The sequence below is a fragment of the Mesobacillus sp. S13 genome (genome assembly GCF_020422885.1).
In the GTDB taxonomy this organism is placed as follows: domain Bacteria; phylum Bacillota; class Bacilli; order Bacillales; family Cytobacillaceae; genus Mesobacillus; species Mesobacillus selenatarsenatis_A.
In genome coordinates, this window is record NZ_CP084622.1 from 3,317,497 (window position 1) to 3,336,571 (window position 19,075).

Annotated in this window: 20 protein-coding genes; 2 read left to right on the forward strand and 18 right to left on the reverse strand. The window is 42.9% G+C overall.

Features of this window, described 5'->3' with window-relative positions:
• Positions 1 to 76: 76 nt before the first annotated feature.
• From LGO15_RS17045 to LGO15_RS17090, 10 genes are all read right to left on the reverse strand, one after another.
• The gene (locus LGO15_RS17045) at positions 77 to 895 is read right to left on the reverse strand and encodes a pyruvate, water dikinase regulatory protein (RefSeq protein WP_167831592.1); all 819 of its coding nucleotides are present in this window, start codon (positions 893 to 895) and stop codon (positions 77 to 79) included.
• Positions 896 to 924: 29 nt separating this feature from the next.
• Positions 925 to 1,554 carry a transcriptional regulator CcpN gene (locus tag LGO15_RS17050; RefSeq protein WP_167831593.1) on the reverse strand — a complete coding sequence of 210 codons (630 nt, stop codon included), beginning with the start codon at positions 1,552 to 1,554 and terminating at the stop codon, positions 925 to 927.
• Between the two features lie 263 nt (positions 1,555 to 1,817).
• Positions 1,818 to 3,893 carry a glycine--tRNA ligase subunit beta gene (gene glyS, locus LGO15_RS17055; RefSeq protein WP_167831594.1) on the reverse strand — a complete coding sequence of 692 codons (2,076 nt, stop codon included), beginning with the start codon at positions 3,891 to 3,893 and terminating at the stop codon, positions 1,818 to 1,820.
• Complete coding sequence (gene glyQ / locus LGO15_RS17060; RefSeq protein ID WP_167831595.1) at positions 3,886 to 4,776, reverse strand: glycine--tRNA ligase subunit alpha; 891 nt, start codon at positions 4,774 to 4,776, stop codon at positions 3,886 to 3,888. The genes glyS and glyQ overlap by 8 nt, the downstream gene beginning before the upstream one ends.
• 390 nt (positions 4,777 to 5,166) lie before the next feature.
• Entirely contained in the window at positions 5,167 to 5,919 is a 753-nt protein-coding gene (recO, locus tag LGO15_RS17065; RefSeq protein WP_167831596.1) for a DNA repair protein RecO, read from the reverse strand.
• Between the two features lie 31 nt (positions 5,920 to 5,950).
• Positions 5,951 to 6,094: a YqzL family protein gene (locus LGO15_RS17070; RefSeq protein WP_023627269.1), complete on the reverse strand. Its 144-nt coding sequence runs from the start codon at positions 6,092 to 6,094 to the stop codon at positions 5,951 to 5,953.
• 170 nt (positions 6,095 to 6,264) lie between these two features.
• Positions 6,265 to 7,194 carry a GTPase Era gene (gene era / locus LGO15_RS17075; protein WP_167831597.1) on the reverse strand — a complete coding sequence of 310 codons (930 nt, stop codon included), beginning with the start codon at positions 7,192 to 7,194 and terminating at the stop codon, positions 6,265 to 6,267.
• 428 nt (positions 7,195 to 7,622) lie between these two features.
• Positions 7,623 to 8,003 carry a diacylglycerol kinase family protein gene (locus tag LGO15_RS17080; protein ID WP_226085367.1) on the reverse strand — a complete coding sequence of 127 codons (381 nt, stop codon included), beginning with the start codon at positions 8,001 to 8,003 and terminating at the stop codon, positions 7,623 to 7,625.
• Positions 7,993 to 8,463 carry an rRNA maturation RNase YbeY gene (gene ybeY / locus LGO15_RS17085; RefSeq protein WP_167831599.1) on the reverse strand — a complete coding sequence of 157 codons (471 nt, stop codon included), beginning with the start codon at positions 8,461 to 8,463 and terminating at the stop codon, positions 7,993 to 7,995. Before ybeY ends, LGO15_RS17080 begins: the two co-directional genes overlap by 11 nt.
• Positions 8,460 to 10,643: an HD family phosphohydrolase gene (locus LGO15_RS17090; protein ID WP_167831600.1), complete on the reverse strand. Its 2,184-nt coding sequence runs from the start codon at positions 10,641 to 10,643 to the stop codon at positions 8,460 to 8,462. Before LGO15_RS17090 ends, ybeY begins: the two co-directional genes overlap by 4 nt.
• A 67-nt stretch (positions 10,644 to 10,710) precedes the next feature.
• On the opposite strand from LGO15_RS17090, the gene LGO15_RS17095 reads away from it, so the two are divergent.
• Complete coding sequence (locus LGO15_RS17095) at positions 10,711 to 10,890, forward strand: hypothetical protein (RefSeq protein WP_226085368.1); 180 nt, start codon at positions 10,711 to 10,713, stop codon at positions 10,888 to 10,890.
• 323 nt (positions 10,891 to 11,213) lie between these two features.
• On the opposite strand, the gene LGO15_RS17100 is transcribed toward LGO15_RS17095, so the two are convergent.
• From LGO15_RS17100 to rpsU, 8 genes are all read right to left on the reverse strand, one after another.
• Positions 11,214 to 12,173, reverse strand: a complete 960-nt coding sequence (locus LGO15_RS17100) for a PhoH family protein (protein ID WP_167831601.1) — start codon at positions 12,171 to 12,173, stop codon at positions 11,214 to 11,216.
• Positions 12,124 to 13,362, reverse strand: coding sequence for a sporulation protein YqfD (yqfD, locus tag LGO15_RS17105; RefSeq protein WP_226085369.1), 1,239 nt, complete (start codon positions 13,360 to 13,362; stop codon positions 12,124 to 12,126). The genes LGO15_RS17100 and yqfD overlap by 50 nt, the downstream gene beginning before the upstream one ends.
• A 15-nt stretch (positions 13,363 to 13,377) precedes the next feature.
• Entirely contained in the window at positions 13,378 to 13,662 is a 285-nt protein-coding gene (gene yqfC, locus LGO15_RS17110) for a sporulation protein YqfC (protein ID WP_167831603.1), read from the reverse strand.
• A 115-nt stretch (positions 13,663 to 13,777) separates the two neighbouring features.
• Positions 13,778 to 14,350, reverse strand: coding sequence for a hypothetical protein (locus tag LGO15_RS17115; protein ID WP_167831604.1), 573 nt, complete (start codon positions 14,348 to 14,350; stop codon positions 13,778 to 13,780).
• 34 nt (positions 14,351 to 14,384) lie between these two features.
• On the reverse strand, positions 14,385 to 15,380 hold the full coding sequence (floA, locus tag LGO15_RS17120; RefSeq protein ID WP_167831605.1) for a flotillin-like protein FloA: 996 nt from the start codon (positions 15,378 to 15,380) through the stop codon (positions 14,385 to 14,387).
• A 132-nt stretch (positions 15,381 to 15,512) separates the two neighbouring features.
• A complete protein-coding gene (locus tag LGO15_RS17125) occupies positions 15,513 to 16,826 on the reverse strand; it encodes an NfeD family protein (protein WP_413231407.1) in 1,314 nt (437 codons plus the stop codon).
• A gap of 459 nt (positions 16,827 to 17,285) precedes the next feature.
• Positions 17,286 to 17,732, reverse strand: a complete 447-nt coding sequence (locus tag LGO15_RS17130; protein ID WP_167831607.1) for a GatB/YqeY domain-containing protein — start codon at positions 17,730 to 17,732, stop codon at positions 17,286 to 17,288.
• A gap of 16 nt (positions 17,733 to 17,748) precedes the next feature.
• Positions 17,749 to 17,922, reverse strand: coding sequence for a 30S ribosomal protein S21 (gene rpsU, locus LGO15_RS17135; protein ID WP_015595024.1), 174 nt, complete (start codon positions 17,920 to 17,922; stop codon positions 17,749 to 17,751).
• A gap of 210 nt (positions 17,923 to 18,132) precedes the next feature.
• Between rpsU and LGO15_RS17140 the strand changes: the two genes are divergently transcribed.
• Positions 18,133 to 19,065: a Na/Pi symporter gene (locus LGO15_RS17140; RefSeq protein WP_226085370.1), complete on the forward strand. Its 933-nt coding sequence runs from the start codon at positions 18,133 to 18,135 to the stop codon at positions 19,063 to 19,065.
• The last annotated feature ends 10 nt before the right edge of the window (positions 19,066 to 19,075 follow it).

Genomic DNA, 19,075 nt, shown 5'->3' on the forward strand with positions numbered 1-19,075 from the left:
TCCATTATTTTTTCTTGGCTAATGCATTAATTCAGTAAAGAGAACCGTCAAAAAGAAAAGCACATAAAAATATGTGCTATTCGTCCATTTTCTTGTTACGGACCATATTCAGGATGACATTTGCTGTTTCTTCAACCGCTTTGTTCGTTACATCAATGACTGGACACCCTATTTTTTCAACAATCCCATCAAAATATTCAATCTCTTCCTTGATTCTTTCGATATTGGCATAGATTGCCTGATCGTTCAAACCAAGTGAAATCAACCGCTCTCGTCGAATTTGATTCAACTTATCCGGTGTAATTCTCAGTCCAAAACATTTTTCCTTTGGAACAAGGAAGAGTTCTTCTGGCGGATCCACTTCAGGTACAAGAGGTACGTTCGCGACTTTATAGCGTTTGTGGGCCAAGTATTGTGATAATGGAGTTTTTGATGTTCGTGAGACTCCCACGAGGACGATATCCGCTTTCAGTATTCCTCTTGGGTCTCGCCCGTCATCGTATTTTACTGCAAATTCAATTGCTTCTACTTTTTTGAAATAATCTTCATCCAGTTTCCGGACAAGACCAGGTTCATATAAAGGGGTCTCGCCACTAAGGACCTGTATTTGCTGCATGAGCGGGCCAATAATGTCACAGGCATATATGCCCTCCTTTGCAGCAGACTCTTGAAGGTAATCGCTGATATCAGGCTTGACCAATGTATACGCAATCATCCCTCCATCATGCTTCGCCATCGCAATAACTTCATCAATATGTACTTTATCTTCCACATAAGGAAACCTTTTAAGTGAAACATCCAAATGCTCGAATTGGCTAATGGCAGCCTTCGTAACAAGCTCTGCTGTTTCGCCGACTGAATCAGAAACCACATAAATAATAGGTGTTTTACTCATCTTTGACCAACCCCTTCTCTATTTGCTCCTTATTCTTCAGCCAAGGCTACGAAAGCCTTTGTAATGTTTGTCTTGGTCAACCTTCCTACTAGCTCGTATCCATCATCGGTATCTTTAATGATTGGAAGGGCATCAATCTGCTTTTCAATCAATTCCTTGGCAGCATCTATAAGCAGGTCTTCACGGCGGCAAACAGTTATATTGGGCATCCTTGTCATGATGATATTAACCGGCAAGGTCGTCAGCTCCTGCTTTCCGATGCTTGCTCTCAATAAATCTTTGCGTGATAGGACACCTACTAGCTTTGAACCTTTATCGACAACAAATAAAGTGCCGACATCTTCTAAGAACATCGTAACGATTGCGTCGTATACAGATACATTTTCAGGGACGACTACCGGGATAGACTGATAATCTCTGACGAGAATTTTTTTTAGGTTCTCTGAAAGCAGCTGATTACCAGATTTGCCGGTATAGAAATAACCTACACGTGGTCTGGCATCCAAATATCCCGACATCGTCAGGATGGCAAGGTCTGGCCTGAGCGTAGCTCTTGTCAGATTTAACTTTTCAGCAATATGCTCACCTGTGATTGGTCCATTATCTTTTACGATTTGCAGAATTTGCTCCTGGCGTTTATTCAGTTCGATTGTCCTCACCACCCATCGGGAGATTTTAGTATAGCTGGTTCTCGCACTGTTTCTCAAATCTCACAATCAAACACGATTGTGCTTCCTCAGGAAATCAATTTTTACGCTCCTGATATGCTCTTTTAAAATAATTATATACCACAAGAGGTACACAGAAGAGATAAATTTTCAAAACCTTTTACAGCTTTATGACGATTTCTACAAGATCATAGTTGTTAAAGTGCCTTCCCCTTAAGGAAGGCACTCAATTGCATCGATTGATCAGTGAATGATCACTTGACTACAATATCATTTACTTTCGCAAGTTTCATGATTAACACCGCAAGTGCTGCCATTTGATTCAGGCGATTTTCACGGAGTTCAGCTTGATCTGCCATGACCATCGTATGCTCGAAATAATCATTGATTGTCGGCTTGATGTCAACCAGTAACTGATAATAGGAGGCTGCGTCCATTCCTTCCTCAGCCTTCTTGCCAAGATCCAGGTACTTTTCGTACAGCTTTTGTTCATATTCGCTTTCGAATCTCTCAGGATCGATATCACCTAATACATCTTTCTTGCTTGCAATGTTCAGAACGCGGCTCAATGCCTCGATGCTTTCTTTGAAGCCTTCATTCCTGCTGGCATCCTGGAGAGTATCCGCTTTTTCAATAAGTTCTGACACCATTCCTATTTCACCGCCAAGTACTGCATCGATTAAATCGTAACGGATGCCTCGCTCTTGCAGCAAGTGCTTGACCCTTAGCTTAAAGAATTGGATAAGGTCGTGGTACACTTCTTCGTCATTTCGTTTGATGATTCCTGCTTCTGTTACAAGATTAAGCGATAGGCCAACAAGGTTTTCCAGTGTAATGTCCCATTTCTTTTCAATCAGCGTCTGGACAATCCCTGTTGCCTGTCTTCTCAAAGCATATGGGTCCTGGGAGCCACTTGGGATGATGCCAAGTGAGAAGAACGCCACGATGGTATCCATTTTATCCGAAATCGCAACCAATGCTCCAGATGGAGACCCTGGTATCGAATCTTCTGCGTTGCGAGGCATATAATGTTCATTGATTGCCGCTGCAACCTCTGGATTCTCACCTTTTTGCAAGGCATATTTTTCACCCATGATCCCCTGCAGTTCAGGGAACTCATATACCATCTGAGAAACCAAGTCGAATTTGCTGATTTGGGCTGCCCGATCAGCATTTTTCAAGATCTCAGGCGAAAACTCCATTCTATCAGCAATCAAGCCTACAAGCTTGCGAACACGTTCTGATTTTTCAGCAATCGTTCCAATCTCTTCGTGGTATACAACATTCTTCAATTTGTCCAATGCTGCATCAATCTGCATTCTTTGATCCTCTTTATAGAAGAATGCTGCATCCGCGAGTCGCGCCCTAAGAACTTTCTCATTTCCGCGAGCTACTTTTTCTATATGAAGGTGGTCACCATTTCTTACTGTAATGAAATGAGGCAGCAAGTCGCCGCTCTTGGATTTCACCGGAAAGTACCGTTGGTGCTCCTTCATGGAAGTGATCAGGACTTCGCTCGGAATTTCCAGGAATTCATCTTCAAAACGGCCATATAAGGCTGTTGGATATTCAACGAGGTTATTGACTTCTTCCAGCAAATCTTCATCAACCGGAACTGCCCAGCCATTCTCCTCCTCGATTTTTTCGAGCTGTGAAATAATCGCCTCTTTACGCTTTTGGGCATCAGCAACTACATATTGCCCTAATAATGCTTCTTCATATTCCTGAGGGTTGGATAAGACAATCTCTCCTTCCCCAAGGAACCTATGGCCTCTGGTTGTGCTGCCAGTTTCAGCACCAGCGATTTCAAATGGAATGATTTCATTTCCAAACATCGCAACAAGCCATTTGATCGGACGGACATAACGAAGCTCACGATCGGCCCAGCGCATATTTTTAGGGAATGTCAGTCCAGAAATAATTGCTTTCAACTCTACAAGCAATTCAAATGTTTCCTTCCCTTTGATGAATTTCTTTACGTGAGCATATTCAACACCATTGATTTCTTTAAAATAAATATCCTCAACACTCAATCCCTGGCCGCGTGTGAAGCCGATTGCTGCTTTAGACCACTCTCCACCTTCAGCCATAGCGATTTTTTTAGCAGGGCCCTTTGCTTCTTCCTCACTGTCTTCCTGACGTTCATCAACATTAAGGACAAGCAATGCAAGCCTTCGCGGTGTGGAATAAAGCTTGATTTCTTCGAAGCCGATATTATTCGTGTTCAGCCACTTCTCCACCTTGGAAGCAAGCTGGTTTATGGAGTCAGTAATAAATCTTGCAGGCATTTCTTCCAGACCGATTTCAAGTAATAAATCCCGTTTAGTCATTTTCCACCTGCTCCTTCCGTTTAATGATTGGGAAGCCTAATTTCTCTCTTTCCTCGTAAAAAGTTTTCGCTACTTTCTTCGCAAGATTTCGGATACGGGCAATATAGCCAGTCCTTTCAGTTACGGATATCGCTCCGCGGGCATCTAGAATGTTAAAAGTGTGGGAACACTTCAGGACATAGTCATAGGCAGGATGGACAAGACCTTCATCCATCTGGCGATTTGCTTCTTTTTCATAAATGCTGAAAAGATTAAAAAGCATATCTTTATCGGATGTCTCAAACGTATATTTTGAGTGTTCATATTCTGGCTGTCCAAATATATCTCTTACAGTAAAACCTTCTGTCCATTCCAAATCAAAGACATTTTCCTTGTCCTGGATATAGGATGCAAGACGCTCGATTCCATAAGTAATTTCAACGGATACCGGTTTGCAATCCAGGCCGCCTACCTGCTGAAAATAAGTGAATTGTGTGATTTCCATCCCGTCAAGCCATACTTCCCAACCAAGACCAGCACATCCTAGTGATGGATTTTCCCAATTGTCTTCTACAAAACGGATATCATGTTCAAGGGGATCGATTCCCAATGCTTTTAGCGAATCAAGGTACAGTTCCTGGATATTGTCCGGTGACGGCTTCATGATCACCTGGAATTGATGATGCTGATAAAGCCTGTTTGGATTTTCTCCGTAGCGGCCATCAGCTGGGCGGCGTGATGGCTCAACATACGCGACACTCCATGGTTCAGGTCCAATCGCCCTTAAAAATGTGTATGGACTCATTGTTCCGGCACCCTTTTCGGTGTCATATGCCTGCATAAGTACGCAGCCTTGTTCAGACCAATGTTTTTGCAATGTTAAAATCATATTCTGGATATTCATCTTTACACCTCCGAAAATTTTAAATTAAATTTTTTAATAAGCTCTTTTTATTGCGAATAGCCTGTGTCCAAATAAAAAAACTCTCGCCCCCTATGCATCTGATTCATGCATAGGGACGAGAGTTTACCCGCGGTTCCACCCTATTTGCTGCAAAGAGCAGCCTCTTTAAATTCGATGTCGCTCCGGAACGCCTTCCTTAATTTCTGCAATCCGGCTCACACCATACCCGGACTCGCTAATACAGAGGGATTTAAGTACTCTTTTCCTTCACCGCAACATATGTAATTATGATGAAATCTTTTCCTTGTACGATGGCTTACAATGATCCACCGGCAAATAAGAAAAGCTTTTGATTTGAATGATAGCGAAAAGAGAATCCAATGTCAATAGTTACAGTTGATCCCTGAAAGAATCCATTTGATCGAGGAATTTCCTTGTTTTTAAATACAGTCCAGAATATTCATCGTAATAGGCCGAAATTACCTTTTTCAGCTCTAGCTTTGTCTCTGGTTTAACCGATATATTGCCAAGGCGGCTTAGGTCCAGCAAGTAAAATAAACGGAGCAGTCTTACAGTACCTGGCGATGTCCTGATCCTGTATGGATCCATTTCAAAGCAGCGATGGCATAGCAGGCCGCCCTCTCTGATTGAAAAATGGTACTCACCCTCTGTATTGCCACAATTTGCACACTTGTCCAAAATGGGATAGAGCCCCTGGACATTCAGCATTTTCATTTCATAAATAAAAGTGAGAATCTCCATATCATAGCCTTCATTCATGAAATTCAACGTCTGGAGAAGCAATTCAAACATAAAAGGATTGGATTTTTTTTCATCCGTCACTTTATCAGTCAAATCGACAATATAGCTGGCATGCGCAGTAAGGAAAATATCCTCCCGGATCGATCTCATGGATGAAATCATTTCCCCCTGCTGCAGACTGCCCAGACCTGAACTTGCCTGAAAAAGAAACTGCCCGTAAGTAAAAAGTTGGGTGACAGCAGAAAGCCTGCTATTAGGCTTTTTAGCACCTCTTGCCATCACACCAACTTTACCAAATTCCCTTGTATATAAGGTAACTATTTTATTGTTCTCGCCATAATTTGTCGTTCTAATGACAATGCCTTCACATTTCTGCAGCATTTGTTGTCACCATCCATTACTACAGACAAACCTATGAGATTGGAAAATCAATTTCTGCTAGTTCTTCCTCCTGATAACCGGGTATTTCTTGATCGTCTTTCTCTAATTCCTTAAAGAGAAGATATGTGTCAATGTTACCTGTCTGAGAAAACACCTTCCAGGTAAAATCCAACATCGAAAACCCCACCTTTCGTTTTTTCACTAGCAACTTATCTATCCCAAATCCTTATGAATATCATAGCCTGTCAATCAGATTTTCATGTCACGTAAAAATTGTAAATCCTATTAATGAATAATATTTGCAACCCGTTAATATGTTAATGAGGGAGCATTCGCCAAACAGGCTTAATACTCATCTTCCCTGAACCCAAAGTCACGCAGCTGTGTAGCTTTGTTTCTCCAATCCTTCTGCACCTTTACCCACAATTCCAGAAACACTTTCGTACCGAGCAGATTCTCGATATCATGACGTGCCCTTTTACCGATTTCCTTCAGCATACCGCCCTGCTTGCCAATGATGATTCCCTTCTGGGAGTCCCTTTCAACAATAATAGTTGCCATGACATGCACCATTTCCTTTTCAGGCTGGCGTTCCATCTTTTCAATGACAACAGCAAGCGAATGAGGAATTTCTTCCCTTGTCAAATGCAGTGCTTTTTCCCTGATCAATTCAGAAACAATGAAACGTTCAGGATGGTCCGTTACCTGGTCAGCGGGATAGAACTGAGGCCCTTCCGGCATTCTCACCTTGATTTGCTCGAGAAGCTTTTCGACATTGTTTCCTTCAAGAGCAGATATCGGAACAATTTCAGCAAAATTGAACTTTTCATTGTAGGACTCAATTAGTTTGATCAGCTCATCCGGATGGATTAGGTCGATTTTATTGATGACAAGGAAAACGGGTGTTTTTACATTCTGAAGTTTCTCAATGATAAATTCTTCACCGCGTCCATATCCTTCCTGGGCATTGACCATGAACAATACCAGATCCACTTCTTTCAATGTGTTTTGTGCTACCTTCATCATGAAATCGCCAAGACGGTGTTTTGGTTTATGGATCCCTGGTGTGTCTATGAATATCAACTGTGAATCATCAAGCGTAAGGACACCCTGCACCTTATTTCGGGTCGTTTGCGGTTTATCGCTCATGATCGCAATCTTTTGCCCGATCACCCTGTTAAGAAAGGTCGACTTTCCTACATTAGGTCTTCCGATAATGGAAATGAAGCCTGATTTGTGAGATTTGTTGTTACTGCCTTGATTATTAAAATTCATACTGTATTTCCCTTCTCCACTTTATTTTAACTTATTTTCAGTGTGATTTCATCGTTTGTAGCAAAAATGAAATATAAAATTTTAAATTTTCTAAAAACATACAAGCATTGTTTTTACACTGTGATGATATTTTACTTAAGTTTTGCCCTGTTTTCAAATTGGTTCAAACATGATAAGAAAAGCGCAAGCGCCTAGGTCAGCCCCGACAAGCGTTGGAGGGCCGACCAGTGAAGTCGTTCTTTGACTTCATTGGGCGGACCGAAACGTCTCGAGGGGCTAGGCGCTGGAGCTGGACAATTCTCGAAGTTGAAATGATATAAAGTCTAATATGATTAAAAAAACATCAAAAAACTTTTGTTGAGATCGCCAGGGCAAATCGTATTTTTCATAGGACTATCATGATAAAAAAAGTTGCCCTAAATGGACAACTAATTAAACCATGCTAATAATCTTGGCAGAAAAATAAGGATTCCAATCAAGACACTTGCAATTGCAAAAACCAGGACGGCACCGGCAGCGATATCTTTGGCCTGCTTGGCAAGCGGGTGATATTCTTTCGTATACATATCAACCGTTCTTTCTATTGCCGTATTCATCATTTCCAACGAGATCATGCCGCCAATGGATAATATAATGGCAATCCATTCGAACTTGTTGATCGAAAAAACAAAACCCGCTATAGTGACCAAAACGGAGATCGTTATGTGGATTCGGACATTTCGTTCCTTTGCTGCCGCTTCTGCGATTCCCTCGAAACCAAATTTGAAGGAGGAAGCAAGTGTATGCTTCCTCTGTTTATCAGCGGCCAAGCCCAAACCCATCCAGTATTTCTTTTTGTCTGTCAAACATCTGTTTTTCATCCTGTTCATTCATATGGTCATAGCCTAATAAATGCAGGAGGCCATGGACCGCAAGGAAGCCAAGTTCCCGCATGAATGAATGGTTATATTCTTCCGCCTGTTCCCTTGCTTTTGGAATGGAAATAATGATGTCACCCAGGATCCTTGGTATATCCACACCCACAATCTCCAACTCTCCTTCACCCATTTCCTCAAGAGCAAATGAAATGACATCAGTAGGCCGATCCTTGTCACGGTATTCACGGTTGATTTCCTGAATTCTGTCATTCGACACGAATGTTACGGAAAGTTCACTGCCCTCCTGGACATTCTCCTTCTCTGCCGCATAATTCAATAATTTTTCTATGTCATTTATTTCCTGATCAGATAATTCATTTACTTCATCCAAAAAATCGATTTCTAAACTCATGCCTGCTTCACCTTCTGCTTATTCATTTCTGGATATTCAATTCTAGAATGGAAGATTCCCTTTAGTGTTTCACAAAGCGTATCAGCGACGGTATCCAGCTCTTTCAAGGTGATATCACATTCACCCAGCTGGCCATCCTGCAACCGGTCCCCAATAATATTGTGTACAAGCGTTTCAATTTGCTCATGTGTCGGGTGCGCCATCGATCTCACCGCAGCCTCCACACTATCCGCAATCCCAATGACTGCAGATTCTTTTGTTTGCGGCTTCGGTCCTGGATAACGGAAATCCTCTTCTTTCACCTCATGACCGCCTTGCTTCGCCTTATGATAAAAATATTTTAACAAAGTTGTACCATGATGCTGTTCTGCGATATCAATGATCTCTTTTGGCATCCTGTGCTTACGAAGCATCTCAGCTCCGTCGGTAGCATGGGCGATAATGATATTTTTGCTTGTCAAAGCCGGTAATTTATCGTGTGGATTATCCATATTAATCTGGTTTTCAATAAAGAATTGCGGGCGTTTCGTCTTTCCGATGTCATGATAATAGCATCCGACCCTGGCCAGAAGCCCGTTAGCTCCTATTGCTTCACAAGCCGCCTCTGATAAGTTGGCAACCATGACACTGTGATGGTAAGTACCCGGAGCTTCTGTGAGAATTTTTCTTAAGAGCGGGTGGTTCGGATTGGAAAGCTCGATCAGCCTTAATGTTGACAGAATGCCAAACCCTGCTTCGAAGAATGGGAGCAAACCGATTGTCAATACAGCCGAAACGATTCCGGAAACAAATGCAGCAGTAAAATAAAAACCGTATTCCAGACCAGAATACTGGCTGTTCCTTAAAAACAAAATCGAAAGAATCACAACCAGATTAACCACCGATACAAACATTCCTGCCTGAAGGATTTTTGAACGACGATTCTGTTTCTGCAGAAATAAAATTGCCGTCAGGCCGCTGATTAAAATATAGATTCCGATGGTAACATTCAGCGTTCCAGTTATCCCCTCATTAAAGATGATTGACCCTGTTACAGCCAGGATTGCCATTTGAAACAAAGCCAGTCTTTCATTAATCAGCATCTTGATCAGCATTGCTCCCATTGCCGCTGGAAAAAGATAGCCAATCTCCGAGTACTCGAATTCATCAAATAGACTGACAAGCTTCATCAACAGAATGGAAGTAATGAATATGATACTGAAAATCAAAAGATTCTTCTGCTTTTTATCCACGTTTTCCATTTCGTTAAAAATAACAAACAAGGAAAAAAGAATCAAAGCTACAAGCATAGCCAGCCCTATAAAAGGCTTATAGGAGTTTTCACTTTCTAACAGACCTACAAGCTGGAGCTTTTTATAGACATCCCTGCTGATGAGCTGGCCTTCATCGACAAGTATTTGACCTTCGAGGATCCTGACAGGTTCCACACTGTCCATAGCCTGCTGGCGCTGATCTTCAGTTGCTTCTGGATCGTAGAACTCATTCTGGACGACTGCATAGCGGCCAAGCTCAATCACAGCTTTCTTTAAACTGCTGCTTAAACTGGTATACTTCAATTCTTCCTCTACATTTAACTTCGCATTCTCCACCTCATCTGCGGGAACACTGTGCTTCATCGTATTATTAATTGCCGTAACCGTAAGGTCCTTGGCAACCAGCAATTCTTCCTTCGGTGCTTGAAGCAAAGCAATGAACACTTCGTCTGATAAACTTTTTGTTTCACTCTCAGTCAACTTAGTTTTTAACATAGCCAGCTTTTCTTCTTTTGAAGGACCTTCAGGAATAGGAGCATCTTCCACACCTGCTTCTTCAGCTGTTTTCTTCTTCTGGTTGATCTCTTCCTGCACTTCATTATTGACTTCTGAAACTGAGCCGAAAATGGAAGTGATTAAATCCACCCTGTTCTGAGCATATTCACTCTTGACTCTGTAAACATCATTAACCTGCTCGACAGCATCCCTGCGGTTCGCTTCCGTACTTTCCTTATCCTCGATGGTAATAGGCGACCTGATGGTTTTCTCCGCCACAGAGAATAACTCCAAATTAAGCTTTTCAGGTTTTACATTGCTGTACATCGCTGAATACATCACAACACCAATCAGCAAAAATAACAAAACCCTAAAAATCTTTATATTCAACAAATTCAATATGGCAGTTAACTGGACCTGCAGCTTTTCCATATACAGCCCTCCTATAAGAAAAGCGTAAGCGCCTTGACAGTCCCGACAAGCGCTGGAGGGCCGACCGGTGAAGTCGTTCTTTGACTTCATCGGGCGGACCGAAATCGAAATGTGTAGCCGACTGCCCAGAAACGCAGAAACTGGAGACTCCGACAAAGAAGCGTTTTTTGCTTCTGCCGGCGGAGTTGAAGTTTCGGAGTTTCTAGGAGGCGAAACTAGACAAGCGACTCAAGGGACTAGGCGCTGAAGCTAGACATTAATCTTAGTTCATAAAGTTCATACATGTATAAAGCGAAAAGCGTAAGCGCCTTGGGTAACCCCACAAGCGAAGACATACCTTGACCTTACCTTAACACTTCTCAATTGAAATATAGACTTTCTCAAAAAAAACTTGGAACAAGTTTGAGAATAACTGGGAAATAGACTAACTTTATGTTCCATCATATCAGTTTTCCCTGGAATTTTCACCACTATTTGAGATTACGTCTGTCAATATCAGTTCTAAAAGCGTTTTATCCTCAATAATAGCAAAAATCCGCCCTCGTTTTATCAAGAGCGGACTGAGATGGATTATTCGTTTTTACCATATGCCTCGATGATCCGGCCCACAAGTGGATGTCTTACTACATCCGCTTGTTCAAGATGAACAAAAGATATTCCAGAGACATTCATCAATACTTTTTCTGCTTCAACCAAACCTGATTTAGCGCCCTTTGGCAAATCAATTTGTGAGGTGTCCCCAGTAATGATCATTTTAGATCCGAATCCCAGTCGAGTCAGGAACATCTTCATCTGGGCTTGAGTCGTATTCTGGGCCTCATCCAGGATCACAAATGCATCATCGAGTGTTCTTCCTCTCATATAGGCAAGAGGCGCAATTTCAATTGTCCCTCTTTCAATCAGGCGCGTTGTATGTTCCGTACCAAGAATATCGTGAAGGGCATCATATAAAGGGCGAAGATAAGGATCAACCTTCTCCTTCAAGTCTCCCGGAAGGAAGCCAAGGCTTTCTCCTGCTTCTACAGCCGGCCTGGTCAGGATGATTTTGGACACTGTCCCATTTTTAAGCGCTGTGACTGCCATTACGACCGCAAGATACGTCTTACCAGTACCAGCCGGCCCAATGCCGAAAACCAAGTCCCGGCTCTTGATTGCATTCACATAATGCCTTTGGCCAAGAGTCTTGACCCTGATCGATTTACCCTTAACGTTCTTACTGATTTCTTCATCATATAAATCCCTGAAATATTCCAGTGTTCCCTTTTCAGCCATTTGAATTGCGTAAACAGCTTCTCTTTGACTAATGCTGATCCCTTTGCGGATCACAGCGAGCAGATTTTGCAAAACAGCCTGTGCCATTTCCACTTTGTCCTCTGGTCCAGAAATACCTACTGACTCTCCCCTGGTCACAATCGAGACACCAAGCTCCTGTTCAATCAGTTTAAGGTTCATATCTGCATTGCCAAATAATGAAATGGCTTCAGTTGGGTTCGCTAGTTGTATTTCCATCGTTTTTAAGTCTTCTGTCATTCTCAGTCTCCTTGATAATTGGTTGTCCTTCTGCTATATCTTCAATGATTGTAAAATGTGTTGTTAGCTTTACTTTATCATTCTCAATTGACTGATGTAAAATTTTTTCCCCTTTAATGATAGCATTTTCAGGAAGGTAGTTTTTTATATCCTTTCTCGCCAAATCTTTTGCACTTTCGATTGCTTCTTCCTTCGAATATATGCGAGTTACCTGCTCCCTCTCCCTGAGGGTCTTTTTTCCCACCTTTAAAGGGAGTTCCCATCTAAAGAATCTCACCGGCTGTTCACTCACTTCGGTTTCATATTCACTGAACTCAGGTTTCCCGAAACCCCATACAGGCAAATCCTTACCCGCGACTATAATTGAATATTTCTTTTTTTCATTTCCGTTATAAACCTGAAAGGTGCTCTTCAACGGCAATTCCACCTTTGTTGTATACCAGGTCTCACCAAGAATTTTCCCTTCAGCGGCAACTACCTTCAAATCATCTTCATTTCCATAGAGACCGGAAACAAGAAGTTGGCCAGGCTTAACATAATCATTCACTTCAACAACAGGTTCCCCTTTTTCGACAAAGATCTTGTAGATGGCTGCCTTCCGTTTTGCGACCAGGTGCCTCGGCCCTATGACTTCTGCTTTTTTCGGTTCGCTTTTTTCCACAGCCTGAAAATGATAGGTCGTCCCTTTCAGCTCCACACCGATCCACGTAAGGGCCCCTACTTTATCTGTCAGCTCCTTCTGGATGCTTTCCACACTATCTAGAGAAAACTGCAATTTGCCGACGCCAATCCCCATTCTGTCCAGTTCCTTGCGAATCTGATGTTCAGTCGCAGGGCTCGCTCCTTTTATCTCGATGCCCCAAACCATATTTGACAGGAGGATCATCAAAGCTAAAAATAAAAATGCACCGGCCAAAAAACCACTGTTTGTCCATAATTTCCTTAAAAAGAAAGGGCCGCCTGCCCTCTCTAAAAAACGGATTTTACAGTTGCTGTCCCTTGCCGGGATCCTGAGTTTTTTCACATCCTGAAGATTGACATAGAAGGTGACAGCCTCAGACCCATGTTTTTTCACATTCCATATCGAAACACCATTTCGTGTCAGCTGATTTAAAAATCTTTCTATTCCCTTTCCAGTCAATTTCACTTTAACTGTGCCAGAAAAGGTGTGGATCCATTGGTTTTTCATTGTGCTCCCCCTTAATCAATCATTTATATAAATAACCTGATCTATTTTTCCTTCGAGCAAAATTTCCTCAGGCAATATGGTCTTGATCACAAATGCCTTTCCCTTGACGAGAAGCTGGCCCCCTTTTATCATCAGGCGCACCTCTCCATCCGAAAACGCAAGCAGACCCCGGTGATTTTCTATATAAATATGGACTTGCCCAATCATCGTGATTCTAGGGAGATCCATCATGACATCTTGAGGAAGATCCATCTTTTGTGTCATCCATTTGCGTACGTACTGGCCCCATTTTTTTGCCATAAAAAAAAGAACCCCCTTTCATCTCATATGTATGAGAAAAAAGGAGGTTCTAGCACCATTTTTAACTATATGGATATGCATTCTTTAAAACAGGAGCAGGAGGGCGAATCTTTTCCTAACTTCTCCTTAAAGGTTGATATGGTCTTTTTGCCCTCGGTTTGCCAAGGACTTCAGCCCATACTATTCCCTCCACCAGGGTGTCTTTGTCTGGCTGGAAGATACCTTCTGGTTCTTGTTGCGCTCTCTTTTGCTTTAATCTGCCCGTTGATTCACCAGCAGACATCCTGCCTTTACTTGATCTCTCTTTGTTTGTAAGATCCTCTGCCTGAAGCTTTCTTTCTAGATAAACCTGCTGGAGATCATTAATGATTTCCACACCAGTTTCGCCTGAATTTCGTGTTCCAGATTCGCGGCTTCGTTCTGTTTCCCTGCGAGGACCCTGACGAGGCTTATGATCTAATTCGATTTCAGGCGCAGGCTCAACCCTGGCCTCTGCCGGCTGTCTCCTGGCAGGCGCAGGACGATGCTGCCTTACTGGTCCAGGCTGTTGCATCGGACCAGGCGGCCTGACCGGACGGCGCTGTGGCTGCTGGCCATCGGTCTTCTTTTTGTTAAAAAGACTGGAGATGACCCCGATCAAAATAAACAGGGCTATAGGATTGCTGAACAATTCAAATAAAAGTTCCATGAGGAGCCCCCCTTTCTTTTAACGGGTTCTTCCATCAATTATTATTTTTATCATCTTTTTTATTGTTTGTAAGCTTGCCAATAGAGCCCCTCATATCTGTATCTGCTTCGATATTCTGGATATTCATATAATCCATTACGCCGATGTTGCCTTCCCGAAGCGCTTCTGCCATTGCCAATGGTACAGTTGCTTCCGCCTCGACAACCTTTGCTCTCATTTCCTCTACGCGCGCCTTCATTTCCTGTTCTTGAGCTACAGCCATTGCGCGACGCTCTTCAGCTTTCGCCTGGGCAATCTTTTTATCGGCTTCAGCCTGCTCTGTCTGAAGCTCGGCACCGATGTTCTTCCCGATATCAACGTCCGCGATATCAATCGATAGAATTTCAAACGCCGTCCCCGCATCAAGACCTTTAGAAAGGACTGTTTGCGAAATCATATCAGGATTTTCCAACACTTTTTTGTGGTTGTCAGAAGAACCGATCGTCGATACAATACCCTCGCCTACACGAGCAACGATTGTCTCTTCACCAGCACCCCCGACAAGACGGTCGATGTTCGCTCTAACTGTAATCCTGGCTTTCGCCTTCACTTCGATTCCATCCATGGCCACACCAGCGATGAATGGCGTTTCAATAACTTTTGGATTTACACTCATTTGAACCGCTTCAAGTACATCACGGCCAGCAAGGTCAATCGCTGCCGCTCTTTCGAATGAAAGTTCAATATTCGCACGGTGCGCTGCAATCAGGGCATTTACTACCCTGTCAACATTACCTCCCGCAAGATAGTGACTTTCAAGCTGGTTCGTCGTTACATTCAATCCTGCCTTGTGCGCTTTGATCATCGGATTGATGACCCTGCTTGGGATAACCCTCCTCAATCTCATACCAATCAGCGTGAAAATGCTGACCCTGACACCTGCTGCCAATGCTGAAATCCATAGCATTACCGGTACGAATGTCAGTAAAACACCAAGGAAAATGATCCCAAGTGCAATGGCAACTAAAACAAATGCTGTACCTGCTTCCATATGAACTGCCTCCTAAAAATATTATTCCACAGTCTTTGAATCTCAAAGACCTCTGGTTTTTTATCTCTACTTGTTGCTTCATTGATTCGTTGCGGCATGAGTACCTCAATGAATCCTTAATGAAAGAACAAATTAGATATCCGCAATTTCTCTAACTACAATTCTTGAGCCTTCGGTTTTGACAATCCTGACTCTTTTCCCCTTTGCTATAAAGCCACCCTCACTGACTGCATCTATGCGTTCATCCTCCACAACAATGGTTCCAGATGGCCTGAGGGGAGTCAATGTGACTCCTTCTACGCCTATCAATTCCAGGCGGTTTTTATTGGATACATATCCCTTTTCAGTGCTTGTTGAATCGGTCAGTATGATTCTTTTGAAAAATTTCATCTTTTTTCCAAACACCCTTATCATCAGAATAGATAAAACGATGGACGCAGTCAATGCGATCAGTAACGATATCCCCATATGGATCACATTGGCGGAGGCCATGAAAAAGCTAGCTATGATCGCTAATAAACCAATAGTTCCAGCTATTCCACCTGGTATGAAGAGCTCGAGCAAGATTAGCCCGACCCCAAGTGCGAATAAAATCAATGTCTCGAAACCAGCGAGACCAGCAACCATATGCCCATAGAAGAATAATAACAATGCCGATAAACCGGCAATCCCCGGCAGTCCAAATCCCGGAGAATAAAGTTCAAGAACCAACCCAAGGCTGCCGACTGTCATCAGGATTGGAATCACAACAGGATGTGTAATGAATCTCGCTAGCTTTTCCGCGAAAGTCTCATTCACATTCTTGATTTCGGCATCCTCATAACCCAGTTTATTTAATAATTCGTTGAGATTTTTTACCGTTCCTTCTGAATAGCCGACTTCAAGCGCCTGATCTGCCGTAAGAGTCAGCAGCTTACCCTTGCCTGCCCCGAGTTCAGGAAGATCAATGCTGTCATCAGCCATCGCCTGGGCATAAATCGGATTCCTTCCACTTTCGACAGCTGCCGCCTTCATGGCAGCAAACCAGTAAGATTCCGCTTTCTTTCCAGCAGTATTGCCCTGCTGGTCGATAATTGCAGCTGATCCCATAGTAGCTCCAGGAACCATATAAATTTCGTCTGTATTCAAGGAAATATAGGCACCGGCGGATAACGCTTTTTTATTGACGAAGGCAACTGTTTTCAAGTCAGTACCAGTCAACAGTTTGCCTATCCCATCAGCGGCATCAACGACTCCACCAGGTGTATGCACATCAAAAATGATTGCTTCCGCACCAGCCTCTTCCGCCTCCTCCACTGCTCTTTCCAGGAAGGCAAGCAGGCCCTTTTCGACTGTTTCTTCAATCGGCACCACATAGACTACTTTTTGATCAGCATCTGCTGTGAACGGATTGATCCAGCTGGCAAGTGACAAGAGGATGATGATGCTCGCAATCACTGATTTTATTTTCAATTCGGCACCTCCATTCATAAAAATAAGGCCATAGTGGTAATACGCATTTGAACACGAAAAGGTTTCAAAGATTTCCTACAGATTTTTAAATTATTTAACTTGAATTGAAATGTTCATTTTTGATGTTAAGATATTCTGCCAATGCTTTCATACCATGGATATTGTATGTTCAATTTAAACCTTTGTGGAGCTGGAGCACAAAGGGGGCTTATAGAATCTTTCTATATGACCTTTTTAGGAACTCGAACATCTGTTCAGGCTTATAGAATCTTTCTGTGTGACCTTTTGCGGAGGCGGCGGCTCAAGTTCGCCATATAAATCCCAGACTGTGTGCAAATTAGAAGAGAGTACGCAACTTTATATTGACATTTACATAGCAAAATTAATTATGTTAGGACAGCTTTTAGTATGCGCTAAAAAGGCCGCAAGAATATCCTGCGGCCTTCGAGCTTTTTATGAAAGGTGTTGTTGTACAAGTTTATTAACGAGAGATCCGTCTGCTTTACCTTTTACTTTAGGCATAAGGACAGCCATTACTCTACCCATATCGGCTTTCGATGCCGCACCGGTCTCCGCGATAGCTTCTTTGACGATTTCCGTCACTTCTTCTTCGCTAAGCTGCTGTGGCATGTAAACTTCGACATGCTTTAGTTCTGTTTGTATCTTTTCAACGAGGTCTTGACGACCAGCTTTTTCAAATTCCTGGAGGGAATCTTTGCGTTGTTTCACTTCACGAGAAAGTACAGTTAACTCTTCTTCTTCGGATAATTCCTGCTTGCCCTGCTTGATTGCTTCATTCTGCAGGGATGCTTTGACCATCCGAATCGTCGTGAGTCTGTCCTTTTCTTTGTTCCTCATCGCTTGTTTTATATCATTATTTAAACGCTCGAGCAGGCTCAAGTTATTCCACCCTCTCTTAGAACTTGCGTTTTCTAGCAGCTTCAGACTTCTTCTTACGCTTTACACTAGGTTTTTCGTAGAATTCGCGCTTTCTAGCTTCTTGGATAGTACCTGATTTAGATACAGTACGTTTGAAGCGTCGAAGAGCATCTTCAAGCGATTCGTTTTTACGAACGACAGTTTTAGACATTCTCTTTCCCTCCCTCCGAGCACAACACACTAACACCAAAACACATGGAAACCATGTACCTTGCAATTATAATATAACACTGGCAGGAGGTCAACTGTATTTAGCCCTTGTTTTTAGAATATGTACTTTTGCACGATAACATTCTGTCTGCAAATTTTATTAGCATGTCCTGTCTGCCTCTTCATACATATAAATGGGAGGGGGAGTCCAATGGTCTATCTATTATTTTTCCTATTATTCCTTGCCGTCTTCATCGGCGGAATGACATTGCTTCGAAAAGGCTTATTCGATTTATCCGCAACCAGGATGAAGAATTGGCTGGCCCACATGACCGATACACCAATAAAAGGGTTGATTGCCGGAACCATCGTTACAGCCCTCCTGCACAGCAGTTCGGCTGTCATGGTCATCACGATCGGCTTGATTTCTGCTGGCCTGTTGAAGTTCTCGAATTCAATCGGAATCATTCTTGGCTCAAATATCGGGACCACCTTCACACTTGAAATCATCACGTTCAACATCGACGCCTTTATCGTGCCTTTTGCTGTCATCGGCGCTATCTTAATGGTGATGAGAAATAAAACCTGGCGGAACATTGGAGCCATTTCATTTGGGATTGCAGCTGTTTTTGCAGCAATGCGAGGCCTCACCTTCCTCGCTGATCCTGTGACCAGCCTTCCAATTGTCGATCACGCCCTCGCGAATTTGAACAATAGCCACTTAATCAGCATTTTTACAGGCATGGTTGTTACAGCCATGATCCAGTCCAGTACAGCGATGACTGGAATCATCATGGGGTTTCTGTCTGAAGGGACTCTAAGCATGGATTCAGCAGTAGCTGCGATGCTTGGTGCCAATATCGGGACATGCATTACGGCGATGCTGGCGTCGATTGGCGCAGGAAAAGAGGCCAGGCTTACCGCATTTGCCCATGTATGGCTGAATATCGCTGGGGCTGCAGTCTTCTATCCATTCATTGACCAAATTGCCTCATTGGCTGCCTTGACTGCCACAAGACCAGAAGTTCAACTGGCGCATGTAAGTGTCATTTACAATATAATCGCTTCCTTGCTCGTACTGCCTGTCGCAGAGAAATTCGGCAGGATGATTGAATTCATTCACGGGAGGGAGAAACATTTTTAAAATCCGGAAT